General features: G+C 70.0%; 18 protein-coding genes. 7 read left to right on the forward strand and 11 right to left on the reverse strand.

The window, feature by feature from the left end:
• Positions 1 to 22: 22 nt before the first annotated feature.
• From ACWD5Q_RS33805 to ACWD5Q_RS33830, 6 genes are all read right to left on the reverse strand, one after another.
• Positions 23 to 1,294: a tyrosine-type recombinase/integrase gene (locus ACWD5Q_RS33805; protein ID WP_451430901.1), complete on the reverse strand. Its 1,272-nt coding sequence runs from the start codon at positions 1,292 to 1,294 to the stop codon at positions 23 to 25.
• The gene (locus ACWD5Q_RS33810; protein ID WP_451430902.1) at positions 1,294 to 1,518 is read right to left on the reverse strand and encodes a helix-turn-helix domain-containing protein; all 225 of its coding nucleotides are present in this window, start codon (positions 1,516 to 1,518) and stop codon (positions 1,294 to 1,296) included. Before ACWD5Q_RS33810 ends, ACWD5Q_RS33805 begins: the two co-directional genes overlap by 1 nt.
• A complete protein-coding gene (locus tag ACWD5Q_RS33815) occupies positions 1,518 to 2,948 on the reverse strand; it encodes a replication initiator (protein WP_451430903.1) in 1,431 nt (476 codons plus the stop codon). The genes ACWD5Q_RS33810 and ACWD5Q_RS33815 overlap by 1 nt, the downstream gene beginning before the upstream one ends.
• A 154-nt stretch (positions 2,949 to 3,102) precedes the next feature.
• A complete protein-coding gene (locus ACWD5Q_RS33820) occupies positions 3,103 to 3,870 on the reverse strand; it encodes a DUF2637 domain-containing protein (RefSeq protein WP_451430904.1) in 768 nt (255 codons plus the stop codon).
• A gap of 39 nt (positions 3,871 to 3,909) precedes the next feature.
• Positions 3,910 to 4,707: a hypothetical protein gene (locus ACWD5Q_RS33825; protein WP_451430905.1), complete on the reverse strand. Its 798-nt coding sequence runs from the start codon at positions 4,705 to 4,707 to the stop codon at positions 3,910 to 3,912.
• A complete protein-coding gene (locus tag ACWD5Q_RS33830; RefSeq protein ID WP_451430906.1) occupies positions 4,704 to 5,057 on the reverse strand; it encodes an SCO3933 family regulatory protein in 354 nt (117 codons plus the stop codon). Before ACWD5Q_RS33830 ends, ACWD5Q_RS33825 begins: the two co-directional genes overlap by 4 nt.
• A gap of 170 nt (positions 5,058 to 5,227) precedes the next feature.
• Here ACWD5Q_RS33830 and ACWD5Q_RS33835 point away from each other — a divergent pair, with 170 nt between their 5' ends.
• Complete coding sequence (locus ACWD5Q_RS33835) at positions 5,228 to 6,094, forward strand: GntR family transcriptional regulator (protein ID WP_451430907.1); 867 nt, start codon at positions 5,228 to 5,230, stop codon at positions 6,092 to 6,094.
• 577 nt (positions 6,095 to 6,671) lie between these two features.
• Here the strand turns inward: ACWD5Q_RS33835 and ACWD5Q_RS33840 are convergent.
• Together ACWD5Q_RS33840 and ACWD5Q_RS33845 are read right to left on the reverse strand one after the other, a co-directional pair.
• A complete protein-coding gene (locus tag ACWD5Q_RS33840) occupies positions 6,672 to 6,917 on the reverse strand; it encodes a DUF7848 domain-containing protein (protein WP_451430908.1) in 246 nt (81 codons plus the stop codon).
• Positions 6,905 to 7,147: a hypothetical protein gene (locus tag ACWD5Q_RS33845; protein WP_451430909.1), complete on the reverse strand. Its 243-nt coding sequence runs from the start codon at positions 7,145 to 7,147 to the stop codon at positions 6,905 to 6,907. The genes ACWD5Q_RS33840 and ACWD5Q_RS33845 overlap by 13 nt, the downstream gene beginning before the upstream one ends.
• 282 nt (positions 7,148 to 7,429) lie before the next feature.
• Between ACWD5Q_RS33845 and ACWD5Q_RS33850 the strand changes: the two genes are divergently transcribed.
• The 3 genes from ACWD5Q_RS33850 to ACWD5Q_RS33860 all read left to right on the forward strand — a co-directional run bounded on the left by ACWD5Q_RS33850 (position 7,430) and on the right by ACWD5Q_RS33860 (position 9,514).
• Positions 7,430 to 8,149 carry an XRE family transcriptional regulator gene (locus ACWD5Q_RS33850; RefSeq protein ID WP_451430914.1) on the forward strand — a complete coding sequence of 240 codons (720 nt, stop codon included), beginning with the start codon at positions 7,430 to 7,432 and terminating at the stop codon, positions 8,147 to 8,149.
• Between the two features lie 2 nt (positions 8,150 to 8,151).
• Positions 8,152 to 8,622 (forward strand): NUDIX domain-containing protein, encoded by a 471-nt coding sequence (locus tag ACWD5Q_RS33855; protein ID WP_451430910.1) that lies wholly within the window; start codon positions 8,152 to 8,154, stop codon positions 8,620 to 8,622.
• Between the two features lie 490 nt (positions 8,623 to 9,112).
• Positions 9,113 to 9,514, forward strand: coding sequence for an Imm32 family immunity protein (locus ACWD5Q_RS33860; RefSeq protein WP_158926788.1), 402 nt, complete (start codon positions 9,113 to 9,115; stop codon positions 9,512 to 9,514).
• Between the two features lie 123 nt (positions 9,515 to 9,637).
• Here ACWD5Q_RS33860 and ACWD5Q_RS33865 read toward each other — a convergent pair whose 3' ends face one another.
• Genes ACWD5Q_RS33865 through ACWD5Q_RS33875 form a run of 3 tightly spaced genes read right to left on the reverse strand, consistent with a single transcriptional unit; the run spans position 9,638 to position 12,863 of the window.
• A complete protein-coding gene (locus tag ACWD5Q_RS33865; protein ID WP_158926790.1) occupies positions 9,638 to 10,966 on the reverse strand; it encodes a tyrosine-type recombinase/integrase in 1,329 nt (442 codons plus the stop codon).
• Positions 10,966 to 11,157, reverse strand: a complete 192-nt coding sequence (locus ACWD5Q_RS33870) for a helix-turn-helix domain-containing protein (RefSeq protein WP_158926792.1) — start codon at positions 11,155 to 11,157, stop codon at positions 10,966 to 10,968. Before ACWD5Q_RS33870 ends, ACWD5Q_RS33865 begins: the two co-directional genes overlap by 1 nt.
• Complete coding sequence (locus tag ACWD5Q_RS33875; protein WP_451430911.1) at positions 11,154 to 12,863, reverse strand: replication initiator; 1,710 nt, start codon at positions 12,861 to 12,863, stop codon at positions 11,154 to 11,156. The genes ACWD5Q_RS33870 and ACWD5Q_RS33875 overlap by 4 nt, the downstream gene beginning before the upstream one ends.
• A gap of 322 nt (positions 12,864 to 13,185) precedes the next feature.
• Here ACWD5Q_RS33875 and ACWD5Q_RS33880 point away from each other — a divergent pair, with 322 nt between their 5' ends.
• From ACWD5Q_RS33880 to ACWD5Q_RS33890, 3 genes are all read left to right on the forward strand, one after another.
• Positions 13,186 to 13,611, forward strand: a complete 426-nt coding sequence (locus ACWD5Q_RS33880) for a GntR family transcriptional regulator (protein ID WP_451430912.1) — start codon at positions 13,186 to 13,188, stop codon at positions 13,609 to 13,611.
• A gap of 406 nt (positions 13,612 to 14,017) precedes the next feature.
• Complete coding sequence (locus ACWD5Q_RS33885) at positions 14,018 to 14,233, forward strand: type II toxin-antitoxin system HicB family antitoxin (protein WP_030735400.1); 216 nt, start codon at positions 14,018 to 14,020, stop codon at positions 14,231 to 14,233.
• A complete protein-coding gene (locus tag ACWD5Q_RS33890) occupies positions 14,230 to 14,460 on the forward strand; it encodes a type II toxin-antitoxin system HicA family toxin (protein WP_451430913.1) in 231 nt (76 codons plus the stop codon). Before ACWD5Q_RS33885 ends, ACWD5Q_RS33890 begins: the two co-directional genes overlap by 4 nt.
• Positions 14,461 to 14,536 lie beyond the last annotated feature (76 nt).

The following is a 14,536-nucleotide window of genomic DNA, read 5'->3' on the forward strand; positions in this document are numbered from 1 at the left end:
AGACAAGCCGGATCATCGCAGGTCACGGGGCACCTTTTGCAGTTCGTGACGCAACGTCACCACCCTGGGAATTCACGGTGAAACACCGAGGCTGGCGTTGGAGGCGGAGTCGGACGTGGGCGTAGACGCCGGCGGTGACGCCGATGTGGGCGTGGCCGAGGAGTTCCTTGATGACGACGAGATCGACGCCTTGTTCCAGGAGCAGGGTGGCGGTCGAGTGCCGGAGGTCGTGGAAGCGGATCGTCCGAAGGCCAGCGCTGTGGAGGACGCGACGGAAGCGGCGGGTGAGGTTGCCGGGGTCGAGGGGTCCGCCCTTCACGGTCGTGAAGACGAGCCCGTTGTCCGTCCAGCCCGCTCTGGCCGCCTGACGCTCTTCCTGCTGCCGATCCTGGTGGATCTTCAGGGAGGTGATGCACTCGGTGGGGAGCGCGATGCGGCGTTCGGAGGCGAGGGTCTTGGTGTGCAGGACGGTCAGGCCCTGGCTGCGGGTGCGCTGGAGGGAGCGGTGGATGGTTGCGGTGCCGCCATCGAGGTCAAGGTCTTCCCAGTGGAGGCCGAGGAGTTCGCCCTTGCGGAGTCCGGTGCGGAGGGCGAGTTCGTACAGAGCATGAAGCCGGTCGTCGCCAGCCGACTGGAGGAAGTGCCGGGCTTCGGCGGCGGTGAGGGGCTGGAAGCGCCGGGGGCGGGGCGTGGTGGTCTTGACGTTGCGGGCGACGTTGCGTGGCAGTTCGTCTTCGCGGACGGCGTGTTCCAGGGCGGATTTGAGGACCGCGTGGACGTACGTCACGGTCAGCGGTGACAGCTGCTTCTCGCAGCACTGCCCGATGGCGCAGCAGGACCGCCGGTGGGTGTCGCGTCCCTGGGCGCAGCACTGGCAGGTGGTGCGGAGTCCGTCGAGGAAGATGCGGACGTCGCGGGTGGTGAGTCGGGCGAGCTTCTTTGCGCCGAGGCGGGGGTTGAGGTGGAGGCGGATGGAGGCGGCGTAGCGGGTGTGGGTGTTCTCCCGCAGGTGGTGAACGGCGACGCCGTCCAGCCAGTACGCGAGGTAGGCGCTCACGGTGCTGTCGGCCGCTGCGACGGGGAGGCCGCGGTTGCTGGCGGCGATCTTCTCGGTGAGCTTGGTCATCGCGTCTTTACGGGTAGCGCCGTAGACGCGGACGCGCTTGCGGGTATTGCCGGGGGCCAGCACGTATCCGGCGGCTTCCCAGCGTCCGTCCTTGCGCTGGTAGACGGTCCCGTCGCCGTTCGCACGGGTACGGGAGCGGCGAGGCGGAGTAGGGCGTGGCGTGGTCATCAGGCGGCGTCCTGTTCGAGGCGGGTGCGGATGAAGTCGGTGAGGGCGTGGGTGGGGATGCGGCGGGCGCGGCCGAGGGTGATCGAGGCGAGCTGGCCGGTGCGGAGGAGGTCGTAGACGGCGGAGCGGCCGATCTGGAGGCGGGCCATCACCTGGGGCACTGTGAGGAGAGCCAGGGCCGGGACCGCTTCGGTGCGGAGGACGGTGGGCGGGGGCGAGGCCATCAACAGCCCCCTTCGGCCGCGAACTGCCGTTCCAGTTCCTTGCGGTGCCAGACGGAGGCGGCGAGGAGGCTCGCGCCGGGGCTGTAGCCCGAGCCGAGGTAGTCCCAATGTCCGACGACGAGCGTGGTCTTCGGGTCGGGCTCAGGGAGGCCGGCGTGGGCGCGGGCCTGTTCGGTGCGCCAGGCGCGGCGGGCGTCGCGCAGCGCGCCGAGCGTGACGGAGTAGGACCGGGATTTGGTGGAGAAGTGGCCGCGGAAGCCGAGCATGTGCGCCCACTTCCAGAGCTTGAGTTCGGCGAACTCCGGCAGGCGGCCGAGTTCCCAGCAGGTGCGGATCATCTGCCGGACGTGGCGGGCGACGGCGAGTCGGGGCAGTGGGCGGGCCTGGCCGGTGCCGTCGCAGGCGGTGCACGTGAGCGGGGTCCCGTGGGGCAGGAGGGTGGCGCCGCGTCCCTGGCAGGGGCGGCAGCACAGGGCGCGGTCGAGGGTGCCGGAGGCGTCGGCGGACTTGGTGGCGTACTTGGCCACGTAGGCGGCCACAGCCTGGTCGGTGAGTTCGCTGTCGGTGCCGAAGGCGGCGATCTCGCGTACATCGAGTTGCTGGCCCCAGGAGAGTTCGCGTTCCCCGATTGCGTCCGAGGTGATGGAGATGCGGGCGCGTGGTGCGGCGGAGCGGATGGCGTCGGTGAGTACGGCGGCGGAGGCGTAGGACGGTGGGGGCTGGGTGTTGCCGTCCGGGCCGTCGAGGCGGATCACGGCGTGGAAGTGGACCAGGCCGCGCTTCTGGTACTCGGCGACCTTGGCGAAGGACACCCGAAACGCCGCGCGGGCGGCCTTTTGCGTAATGCCGAGCCGGGTGGCGAGCTCCCGCCGCAGGTAGATCGCGAAGCGGGCCCACAAGGCTCCGGCGTGGGCATTGAACAGGACCGCGCCGACGTAGTCGTACGTCGCCGGATTGAGCGGCGTACCGAGCAGCGCGTCTGTGGGTTCGTGCCGGATTCCGCAGCGGCAGGGCCGGGCGTCGGGGCGGTTGTGGACGGGCCCGAAGGAGGGGGCGGTGAGGGTGGCGAAGACGCGGGGGTGGGTGCGGACGGTGTCGGGGACGGTCTTGCCGCCGGAGAGGCCGGCGCGGATGAGGTGGTAGGTGTCGGCGGCGTAGAGGCGGGAGCAGGCCGGGCAGCGGGAGGAGCGGCGGTTGCCGCACGCGGTGAGCAGGCTGCCCGCGGGCTCCTCCGTCGTGTTGTAGGAGCGCAGGACCTCGCCGGTCGTGGAGTCGATGGTGGTGGTCTGGCCTGTGAGGCGGACAGGTTCGGTGCAGCCGCCGAGGCGTTCGATCTGCTTCTGTGTGCGGTCGAAGTCGGACTGGTTGATGAGGTGGAGCAGGTCCCGCACGGCGGGGCTTGCCACGTGGTGCAGGTCCAGGGTGACCATTCGGGGCGTGTCCCTTCTGTCGGGTGTGTGGCCCCGAGCAGCAACCAGCCAGGTAGGAAGGCGTGTTGGTGCTGCTCGGGGCATGACGAACCAGGCCCACCGGGTGGGCGTGGATTTCAGGGAGAGGTGATCCGGCCGGTGGCCGGGGCGTCGCTCAGAGCTGAGCGAGTGCGGCGGTGGCCACTGGCAGGGCGATGCCCATGCGGGTTGCGAGCTGGGCGGCGGTGACCGGTGTTCCGTGCTCGGCGTGGTGGGTGTCCGCGATGAGCCTGGCTGCGGCGAGCAGCGGGGCGGGCAGGGCCGGGCGGATGTCGGTGGCAGGCGCCTTGGCGACAGCCGGGGCGGGGGCGGAGTCGGGCACCTCGATCACGGTGGGTACTTCGGCCGGAGGGGGCGCAGGTGTCGAGGCGGGGACCGGCTCGGGGTCCGGGGCCGCCGTCTCGGGAGCGGGCACCGAGGTGGGCACCGGTTCAGCGATGGGCGCGGGGGCCGGGGTAGCTGTGGTGGTGTCCTTCAGGTGTGCAGTGGTGTGGAAGTGGGCGAGGAAGGCGGGGCCGACGTGGCCCCAGCCCAGGAGCAGGAGCGGGGCGACGGTGTCCAGGCAGGCGCGGCCGTAGCGTCCGGTCAGCAGGGGTTCGGCGGTGTTCAGCGCGAGCGTGAGCAGCCCGCACAGGTGCAGTAGCCGGGTGCCGGCCTTCAGCTCCGCCTTGGGGACGCCGCGCAGGGCCAGGAACCGCAGCGCGACCAGGAGGCCGACGACGGACAGGTCCACCATGGGGGCGATCAGCGGGGCAATGGGGCGGGGGACACTGAGCCGCAGGGCGAGCGCCCAGACGTTGCCGAAGGAGAAGACGAAGGCCAAGGCCGCGATGACCGCCATCACCATGGTCACGGTGCGCCGGGTGAACCGTTCCTCCGCCATGCGCGGGGCCTCCTCTCGGGGGCGTGGGATCGGGGGCGTTCAGGGCTTGGCCAGGGGGACAGCCGGGCCGTCCGGCCCGTCGTCGCCGGGGTTCGTGTGGCCGGTGGTGTCGAGGAGGGCGTCCAGGCACAGGGCGGGGTCGGCGGTCAGGTGGGAGGTGGCTTCCGCGATGCGGGCGGCGTCGCCGTCGGAGACGTAGAACTTGTTGATCCCCGAGGTCTTGCCCGCGCCGGGGGTGCCGGCCACCGTCACCCCGGGCACGTTCGCCAGAGACACGCAGACGGGTGCGGCGTACTCGTCCACCCCCAGTTCCCAGCGCGCCACGTCCTCCGGCGGGCGGCCGGTGGGCCGGTGCTTGGTCGGCGTGGTCAAAGGATTGGAGCGCACGCCCCGGATCACCACCTTGCCGGGTCCGTCGGGCAGGACGGAGACCCGCGTGCACCGCCAGGCGTCCGCCAGGAAGCGTGCTGCCTTCTGGTACTCCTCCAGCCCGACCTGCGGCAGGGTCCTGGACCGTACGATCACGCCGAACCGGTCCGGCTTGACCTTGATCCTGGGAGTCAACACCCGGGGCGCGGGGGCGGGGCTGTCCTTCTGTGCGGTGATCTGCGCGAGCAGACCCGGGGTCTTATCGGTGACCGTCAGCCCGGCCATCCGAGCCAGCCGCACCCAGCCCCAGCGAACCCGCACAGCCTGCCGCATGCTGACCCGCGTGCCCCGATCGGCCCGAACGTAGCGGATCACGACCAGCAGCAGCCACATGCCCGCCAGTACGGCCGCGATCAACAGCGCCTGCGGCGCGTGACCAGTCAGGCTCCCCGTGTCGAAGCCGGTCACTGGGCCGCCTCCGCCGCGACCAGTTCCAGGCGGGTGGCGCGGTAGGCGACGCCGTCGGAGAGCTGCCCGTTGAAGATCCGCGCCCACGGGGTGGCGAACAGCTCCACCGGCCGGACCATCACGCCCGGCTTCAGCCCGGCCGCGATGCCCGTCTCCGGGACCGTGATCTTCAGGACCTCGGCCCGGCCGTCCTCCATGAGCATCACGGTCACCGTGTACAGCGACGCGCCGGTCTCCCGGTCGGTGGCGACCTCCCCGGTCTGCTGGTCCTTGATCTTCAGCACCGGCTCGGTGCCCGCGATGCACACCGCCGACGGCAGCAGAGCAACACGGATTCGAGGCATGGCCATGCCATCACATCCTCATCATTCGAGATGGAGCCGCTTGATCGACTCGACACGACCATAGCCGCACGCCCGCTACACCCGCAACACTCGATTCGTATCGATACACCTGCGCGTCTCGGACGCAGGGGTGGCCGGGTATGCCGTGGGTGCCGGTCCGCCGCTACCCTCGTGTCATGACGCTGCCTCTGGACCAGGACCCCCGGCCGCCCTACGTGCAGGCCGCCGACGTCCTACGCGCCGCCATCCGTGACGGCGAGCTGCGTCCGGGCGAGCGACTGCCCTCCGCACGCGAGCTGCAACGGCGCTTCGGAATCGCGAGTTCGACGGTCCAGAACGCGCTGCGCCTGCTCAAAGAGGAGGGGCTGATCTACTCCGTCCTGGGGCGGGGCAGCTACGTGCGCGCCCACGACGGCGAGCCCGAGCCAGAAGAGGAAGAGGCCGCCGCCAGCGAGTCTGACCCCGCGTACGTCGGACTCGGTGACCTTCGGCGGGGATGGCAGGTGGCACCCACCGACGACCCCCGCCCCCCGTACGTGCAGACCGCGGACGCACTCCGCAAGCAGATCCAGGACGGCCGGCTCGCACCAGGGGCCAAGCTCCCCTCCGCCCGCGAGCTGCAAGAACAGTTCGGCATCGCCAACTCCACCGCGCAGAACGCCCTGCGGCTACTCAAGGACGAGGGGCTGATCTACTCGGTCCAGGGCCGGGGCGTGTTCGTCCGCCAGCTCAGCCCGCACGACCAGTTCCTCAAGCGCTACCACGAGATGCTTGACAAGTCTGCGGCCCAGCGCCGCGCGGACGAAGAGGCCGTACGCCTCAGCGGCAAGACCGACGATGAAGTCGCCGCCGAACTGGAGGCCGCCGAAGAACGCTTCGCGAAGGCCAGCGTCGAATTCGAAGCCGCCACAGCCCACCGCGACGCGATGCGAGCCGTCATGGAGCAACGTAAGCGCCTCAGCGGCGACTACACCCCCGAGGAGAAGGCCGCCAAGGTCCAACTCCTGCGCGACAGACTTACCGAAGGCCGACGCCGACGCTGACCCCGAACCACGCCACCGTGTGGCAGCAGGGGGGTTGACTTCCGGAGAGCTGTTCAGAGTTTCTCTACGTCTTTCAAGGGCGTCCCGCTGACGCGGGCCGCCGCGCGCCGGCGGTCGGTGACCGCCGCCCGCTCCTGTCTGCCGCCCCGCTGGCGACGGCCGCCGACCACTCGGCGCGCAGAGCCCGGGAGCGTAGGCCGGACCACCAATCGGAAGCCCCGGTCCGACCGCTCAGCAGCAGACTGGCCGGGCACCTGAGAGGCCGCTAGGCGGGCTCGCGCCGTCCCGGACGGCCCATGTTTGCTGCCTGGCTGGGGCCGTGACGATGGAGATAACTGGGCTGATGCCGGTGCGGGGTTGAGCGAGACACACGTGACGGGTGGCCGGTCGGCGCGCCCGCCGTCGTGGCTGACTTTCTGCGGCAGAGGCCAGAACCCCCACAGTCATGGGCACGGCACGCACGTGAGGGCCCGTCCCTGCCGGGGCTGACGAGTGCGGGGGAGCCTCGATCGGCTGCGCCCGGCAGGGACGGGAGTCGGGTGGGTCAGCACGGTGCGGGCCTCGCGAGCGAGGCGGATCACGTCTGGCGCCAGGTCCGCCAGGGGCGGGTGATGATCTCCCGGTAGGTGTAGTGGGACGGGTTCTGGCCGCAGTGCCGCAGCACCCAGTCCTGCGGTTCGGCGAAGTCCTCGCTCGTCGGCGAGGTCTCGCCGTCCACGGCGCACTGCATCGCGTACAGGACCGGCTCCGCGTCCGGCTCGCGGTCGGGCTGGAGCGTCCAGGCCTCGTAGCGCAGGACCGAGCGAGGGGTCACCGTCCCCACCTCCGGTTGGCCACGGCCACCTTCGCGCTCAACTCCTCCGTCGGAGTCGGCGGACGAACGTCCTCGGGCGGCACGTCCCATTCCCGGCCACCGCGCGGTGGCCGAAGCTGCACGTACGGCCCCACATGCCCCATCACCACGCCCACCTTGCCGCTCCGCCGGTCGACCACCAGGGCGCCGGAATCGGGCGAGACGATGTGCCCGTCGGCATCAGGGGTGGGGGACGTCATCGTGACCACCCCGGCGAGGCGGTCCGCGACCAGGCATCCAGTCGCAGGGCGGGAACACATGGGGTGGCGCTCATTCGCACGGTGACGCTCCTCGGCGGCGTTGATGCGTGCCCCTGGGCCTCTTGGTGCCGCAGGGTCGGCACCGATCATCACGCCGGTCACCAGGACGAAGGAACCTCCACCAAACCCCACTCCGGGACGTCCTGCACCGTGTAGAACGTCCCTAGTGCCGTCCTGAGACGAAGGGGGAGACTTGTGCCGAACGAGAGACTACGAGCCGTCATGGCGGCCGGAGGCTGGACGTACGCCGCACTCGCCCAGCAGGTCGAGGTCGACCCCAAGTCGGTCGAGCGCTGGGTGAACCTCGGGCGCACCCCACGTCGTGCCACCGCCCTCCAGGCGGCCAAGGCCCTGGGAGAAGACGTGCACGCACTCTGGCCGGCACTCCGCCAGGCCCGCCCCGCCCGCGCCATCAGCCCTGAGTTGGTGGCCCTCTACGAGCAGCGGGCAGACATCCCCGTCTCGGCGTTCACCGACCTGATGGCCCAAGCCCGGGAACGGATCGACATTCTCGTCTACGCGGCCGTCTTCCTCCACGAGGCGTACCCGCGGCTGAACGAACTCCTCACCGAACGCGCCGCCGAAGGCTGCACCGTCCGCATCGCGATCGGGGACCCCGACAGCGACACCGTCCAAGCCCGCGGCCAGGAAGAGCGGTTCGGCCACGGCATCGAATCCCGCTGCCGCCTCGCGCTCATGCACTACAGACCCCTCGCCGACACCCCCGGCATCGACGTCCGCACCCACGCCACCACGCTCTACAACTCCCTCTACCGTGCCGACGACCAGCAACTCGTCAACGCCCACGTCTGGGGCGTCAACGCCTACGCCTCCCCCGTGTGGCATCTTCGCCGGCACCGGGAGGGCGGCATGTTCGACACCTACGCCGACAGCTTCGATGCCGTGTGGGCGACCGCAACCCCCGTACGAGAGGAGGGCTGACCGTGGCCCGTACCGAGTACTACGACGACCCGAACGCCCCCAAGCCGAACAGCATGGTCGTCGCCGCCTCCGCCGTCGTCACCGACGACCACGGGCGCATCCTCCTGCAGCGCCGCCGCGACAATGACCTGTGGGCGCTGCCCGGCGGCGGCATGGACCTCAGCGACTCCCTACCAGGGACGGCCGTCCGCGAGGTCAAGGAAGAGACCGGCCTCGACGTCGAGATCACCGGCCTGGTCGGCACCTACACCGACCCGAAACACATCATCGCCTACACCGACGGCGAGGTCCGCCGCCAGTTCAACGTCTGCTTCACCGCCCGCGTCACCGGCGGCCGGCCGGCAATCTCCGACGAGTCCACCGAGCTCCGGTTCGTGCCACCGGGAGAGATCGAGCAGTTGCCGATGCACCACACCCAACGGCTCAGGATCCGGCACTTCCTGGAACACCGGGAGAAGCCGTACCTGGGCTGAACCGTCTGACGGCAGTAGCGACGGCAACAACCCCGCACAACCACGGACACCCGCGCACGTCACCGGACCAGCAAACTGCGCTTGACCTGCGAAAAAGCAGGTAGAGGGGTCCGCGTAGCACACGTACTATGTGCTGGCGGGGGCCACGCCGGTCCTGGTTCACAACTGCGATATTTCGATGGATGAGGCCGTCAACCGTGCCGTTGCACACGTTGGCGACAATGCAACGGTGGTGCGGTCTGGAAGTGGTGGAGTTCAGTTCATGAGCGTGACGACCGATGAGGCCGGGAACGCGGTTAGGAAGATTGCGCGGTTCGATGTGAACCCCAATAGCGCTCATGTCCAGAAGCTTGGACCGCACCTTAATTTGGAAACCCAGATCAATGGAAGGACGGTTACGAGTGGCCCACTCAAGGATCCTCACACCCCTATCGATCCATCCACGATCCGGCCGGGCGACTACTGGCCGTAGGTAACTGACGGAGGTGTGGTGTTGAAGGTCTTGCGCGAAGATTCGACCGGGGAAATGGAGCTCTCTGGGACTCGCTCCGAGCTGCTGGCCTTGGGCCGGGAGTTGCGGAGCGGCCGAGGGGAAATCCTCATTCCGAAGGCCTCAAATCCATTCCCGTACGATAGGGCGTTGTCGCGGATCGAATTTCAGCAAGCGAGTGGGAAGGTTCGTATTTCTCCGTCGGGAGACGGTGAAGCCATGGAGATTCAAGGCGAGCTAGATTCTCTTGCTCTTCTTGCCGATAACATCGAAGGGTTCGCCTTGGAGGCGGATCAAGGCGACCACCTCCATGTGGATTACTTTCCAGAACATGACTATCTGGCCGAGGGGTCAGAGTCGCTGGTTGTCGGCATCGACGGTGATGCGCCCAAGTCGTCGTGAAACGACTTTGGCGCAACTAATCCGGCAGTGAAATCGCTAAATTTCCGTGGCTTATGCAGCGGCCCCACCGGATCCATCCGGTGGGGCCGCTGCGGCGTCTGACGGCAGTAGTTGACGGCAACGTCAGCGGACGGGTGCTGCACCAAGTGGCGGATCGTCGTTGCCGTCGGACTCGGTGGCGGTGCCATTGAGGTTGCCGAGGGCGTGGCCGAGGAGGTCGATGGCCTGGCGCTGGAGACGGAGTCGGACGTGGGCGTAGACGGTGGCGGTCACGCCGATGTGGGCGTGGCCCAGCAACTCCTTGATGACGACGAGTTCGACGCCTTGCTCCAGGAGCAGGGTCGCCGTTGAGTGGCGGAGGTCGTGAAACCGGATGGGCCGTAGGCGGGCTTCGCGGAGCAGGGCGTTGAAGTGGCGGGTGAGGGTGGCGGGTTCGATCGGGTGCCCGTCGGGTCGCGTGAAGACGTGGCTGCTGTCCTGCCAGCGCGAGCCCGCTTCCTCCTTCTCCTGTGCTTGCCGGGCGCGGTGTGCGCGGAGCGAGGTGACGCAGGAGGCCGGCAGGGCGATGCGGCGTTCGGAGCTGATGGTCTTGGTGGGCAGTGTGGCCAGGCCGCTGCTGTGGGTGCGCTGGAGGGTGCGGCGGATGCTGGCCGTGCCGCTGTTGAGGTCGAGGTCTTCCCAGTGCAGGCCGAGGAGTTCGCCCTTGCGCAGTCCGGTGCGTAGGGCGAGCTCGAACAGCGCGGCAAGCCGGTGCCCGTGGGCAGCGGCGAGGAACTGCCGTGCTTCGTCGGCGGTGAGGGGGTTGAAGCGGCGGGGGCGGGGTGTTCCGGTGCGGACGTTGCGGGCAACGTTGCGGGAGATCTCCTCCTCGCGGACGGCGTGCTCCAGGGCGGACTTGAGTACGGAGTGGATGTAGGCGAGCGTCAGCGGGGAGAGCCGTTTGCGGCAGCACTGGCCGAGTGCGCAGCAGCGCGGGCGGCGGCTGGCCTGTGTGTTGGGGTCGCGTCGGGCGTCGGTGCCGCGTGCGCAGCACTGGCAGACGGTCCGCAGGGTGTTCAGCCAGGTCCGGACGTCCTTGGCGGAGAGCTTGGCGAGCTTCTTCCTGCCCAGGCCCGGTATGAGGTACTGCTCGACGACGGCGTTGTACCGGGTGTGGGTGGTCTCGCGGAGTTGGTGCACGGCGACGTTCTCAAGCCAGTACGTCAGAAAGGCCGTCAGGCTGCCCTGCGCGGCGACAGCGGGGATGCCACGGTTGCTGGCGGCGATCTTCTCGGTCAGTTTGGCCAGTGCCTCTGTGCGCGTGCTGCCGTAGACGTGGACGCGTTTGCGGGTGTTGCCGGGGGCGAGGACGTATCCGGCGGCTTCCCAGCGGCGGTCCTTTCGCTGGTAGACGGTTCCGTCGCCGTTGGCGCGGGTGCGGCGGGATGCGGGGGTGTCGCGGGGTGTGGTCATCAGGCGGCGGCTTCCTGGTCGAGGCGGGTGTGGATGAAGTCGGTGAGGGCGTGGGTGGGGATGCGGCGGGCGCGGCCGAGGGTGAGGGAGGGGAGTTGCCGGGTGCGGAGGAGGTCGTAGACGGCGGTGCGGCCGAGTTGGAGGCGTTCCATGACCTGGGGGACGGTGAGGAGTTCCGTGCCGGCGGTCACGTGACGGCCCCCGCCCGGGCAGCGCTGGTCAGCCGGTCAGTGGAGTGACCGACCGGGTGACCGGCGGGGCGACCGGCGCGGTCACCAGAGTGTTCCGAGCGCCGGGTTCGGGTCCCGTGCTGTCGCGTCGTGGCCAGGAGGTTGGCGAGGTGTTCGAGTTCGGGCAGGAGGCCGGTTCCGGCGTACTGCCAGTGGGAGATGACCAGCGTGGTGTCCGAGTCCACGCGCTTACCGGCGATGTTGGGGTGACGGGAGCGGTGACCGGCGGCCAGGTCGGTGGGGTGTCCGGTGCGGTCATCGACCGGACTGCCGTCCGTCTGACCGACCTGCGTTTCAGCCGGTGCCGGGGTCTGGGTGTCGGGTTGGCTGGTTCGCCAGGCGGTGCGTTCGGCTCGGAGGTGGGCGAGGGTGGTGGAGTAGTGGCGGGTGCGGGTGGAGAAGTGGCCTCGGAAGCCGAGCATGTGGGCCCATTGCCGCAGTCGGAGGTGGGCGTGCCGGCGGTTGGTGGCGAGGTGCCAGGCTGTGTGGATCATGCGGCGGGCGTGGTCGGTGATGTCGTGGGTGGCGAGTTCGGCGAGGAGTCGGAGGCGGCGGTCGAGGGTGCCGGTGGTGGTCTCGGCGCCCTTGGTGGCGTACTTGGCGATGTAGGCGGCGACGTGCCGGTCGGTGACCGGGCCGTCTCCGGTGAAGTCGGTGCCTCGGATCGCGCGGACGTCGATCTGCCGCCCGAACCGGAACACCAACCGGTCAGCTCGGTCACCGACCGGGGCCCCAGCGGGCTGCTGCGGCTGCTGGCCCTCATGCGCTATGCGGGTGCGTGTGGTGGCGGCGCGGACGGCGTGGTCGAGGAGCTGGGTGGTGGCCCAGGCGGGTGGTGTGCTGGTGGGGCCGGTGGGTCCGTCGAGGCGGATGACGGCGTGGAAGTGGACCTGGCCGCGTTTTTGGTACTCGGCGACCTTGGCGTAGGAGAGCGTGGCGTGGTGGCGCAGCGCGCGCTGGGTGAGGCCGGCGGCCTTGGCGATCTCGCGGCGTAGGTGGGTGGTGAAGCGTGCCCACAGGGCCGGGGCGTGCGCGTTCCACAGCACCGCGCCCGCGTAGTCGTAGCGCTCGGGGTCGAGCGGCGTACCGAGGAGCGGGTCGTCGTCGGGGTGGACCTGGCCGCAGTGGCAGCGGCCGGTGTCGGGTTGGTTGTGGACGGGGCCGAAGCCGGGGGCGGTGAGGGTGGCGAACACGCGGGGGTGGGCGGCGACGCTGGTGGGGACGGTTTTGCCGCCGCGTAGTCCGGCGGCGATGAGTTGGTAGGTGTCGTAGCGGTAGACGGTGGAGCGGGCGGGGCAGCGGGTGGCGCGGCGGTTGCCGCAGCGGACCAGCAGTTCGCCTGCCGGGAGTCGGCCGGAGTCGAGGTGGTTGAGGATCTCGCCGGTCGCGGTGTCGAGTCGGGTGCGGTGTCCGGTGAGGCGGATCGGGTGCGCGCAGCCGCCGAGCGTGCTGATCTGTCGTGCGAGGGGTGCGAGTTGGCCGGTGGCGGCGAGCTTCGCCAGCTTGGCGGTGAGCCTGGCGCGCCGCTCCAGCGCCGACCGCCCCGTCGACGGCGGGACGATGGCGGTGGCGTCCGCTGGGCAGGGCGGCGTCGTGAACGTCGACGACGAGGGACGCGAGGTGGCTGGAACGGTCGCGGGGTACGGGAGTGGGAGCTGTGCGGGCATGCGGGACGGGGCCTTTCGGCGGGAGCGCGGAAGCGGTACGGCGTGGGGTGACGTGGGCAGGCCGAAGTGATCGACTCACAGGGGAACGGGGGCGCCTCGGAGTGGGGCGCGGAGGGCCGGACCAGGGGGTCTGGTCGGCGGGGCGCGGTGGTGATCACCGGCGAGTGCGTGACGTTAACATCGCCTCACGGGCACATTCAAGTACATCCCTCCTGATTCCTTTCTGGTAGGCGGTGGGGCGCGGGTAGTGTGGGGCTGGTTTCCCGGTTTGGACGGGCCGGATTGTGCTGGTAGAGGGCGTGGAAAGCGGGGGTGGCCGGGCGTGGTGGTGGGGAGGCGCGGGCGCAGGCCGGCGGGCAGTGGGGTGCCGCTGACGTTCGAGGTCATCGCCGAGGCTGTGCGGGAGCGGATCCGCTCGGGTGGGCTGCGGCCGGGGGACGCGTTGCCGACGCAGGCCGTGTTGTTGCGGGAGTTCGGGGCGTCGAGCCTGACCGTGCAGAAGGCCATGGCCCTGCTGAAGCAGGAAGGGTGGGCGGTCTCCCGCCCAGGTAAGGGAGCCTTCGTCGCCCACCACGGCCACGCCGCCGGCGATGCCGATGACCTCGACGGCCCGGACGCGACCGCCACCGGGACGACGGCCCGCGTCGAGGCGTTGGAACGAGCGCTGACCGAGGCTGCCCAGCAGATTGCCGACCTTCGTGGCCGCGTCGAGGCCCTGGAGTCGGACGGCGGCGAGCGGGGCCGCTGACCCGCCGTGCCGGGACGCTGGCCAGGGCGGTGCGTTCAGATTTTCTCTACGAGGTTCAAGGCGGGCCCCGCCCGCCGGGGCTGGCCGCCGTCGCCGACGAACCCGTCGTTCGGAGCCTGATCCAGGGGCGCAGGTGCGGCGACCGGTGGGACCGCCGGGCTGACCTGAACTGTGCTCCTGGCGGAGCAAGTTGTCGCCCACGACCGTCCTACGGCCGGATCGCAGGCAAGGGGCGGCCCGGGGGCCGACCCTCCGCGCCCGCTGCCGGGCTCACCGAGGGCGGTGGCTGGCACCGCCTCCCGCGCCGGGGCGCCCCCGACCACGCGTCGCCGGGCGTTCACCGTTCCCGGTGGTCCGGGGCTGGAAAACCTCCGACGGCGTCACCCGGCGTGCCAGACTTTCACCTATGACGCGCGCACTGCATCTGACCGCTGCGGTCACTCGTGAGGACGAGTGGTACGTGGCCCGCTGTCTCCAGGTCGAGGTCACCAGCCAGGGGGAGAGCATCGAAGAGGCCCTGGCCAACCTCCGCGAGGCACTGGAACTGTACTTCGAGGACGCCCCCGCCCCCGAGGTCGTCGCCGATGTGATCACCGCCCCGGTCGAGGTACGCGTCGCATGAGCCCCGCCGTCCCCCACGGCCTGTCCGGCACCCAGATCGCCAAGGCACTCGAACGCGCCGGCTTCGGCCACATCGCGACCCGCGGCAGCCACGCTAAGTACCGCAAGGACGACCGCACCGTCATCGTGCCCCTGCACCGCTCGCTCGCGCCCGGTACCCTCCGCTCCATCCTCCGCCAGGCCGACTGGACCGTGGACGACCTCACCGACCTCGGTGTTTCACCGTGAATTCCCAGGGTGGTGACGTTGCGTCACGAACTGCAAAAGGTGCCCCGTGACCTGCGATGATCCGGCTTGTCTAAGG

It is taken from the genome of Streptomyces sp. NPDC002513 (assembly GCF_053595355.1).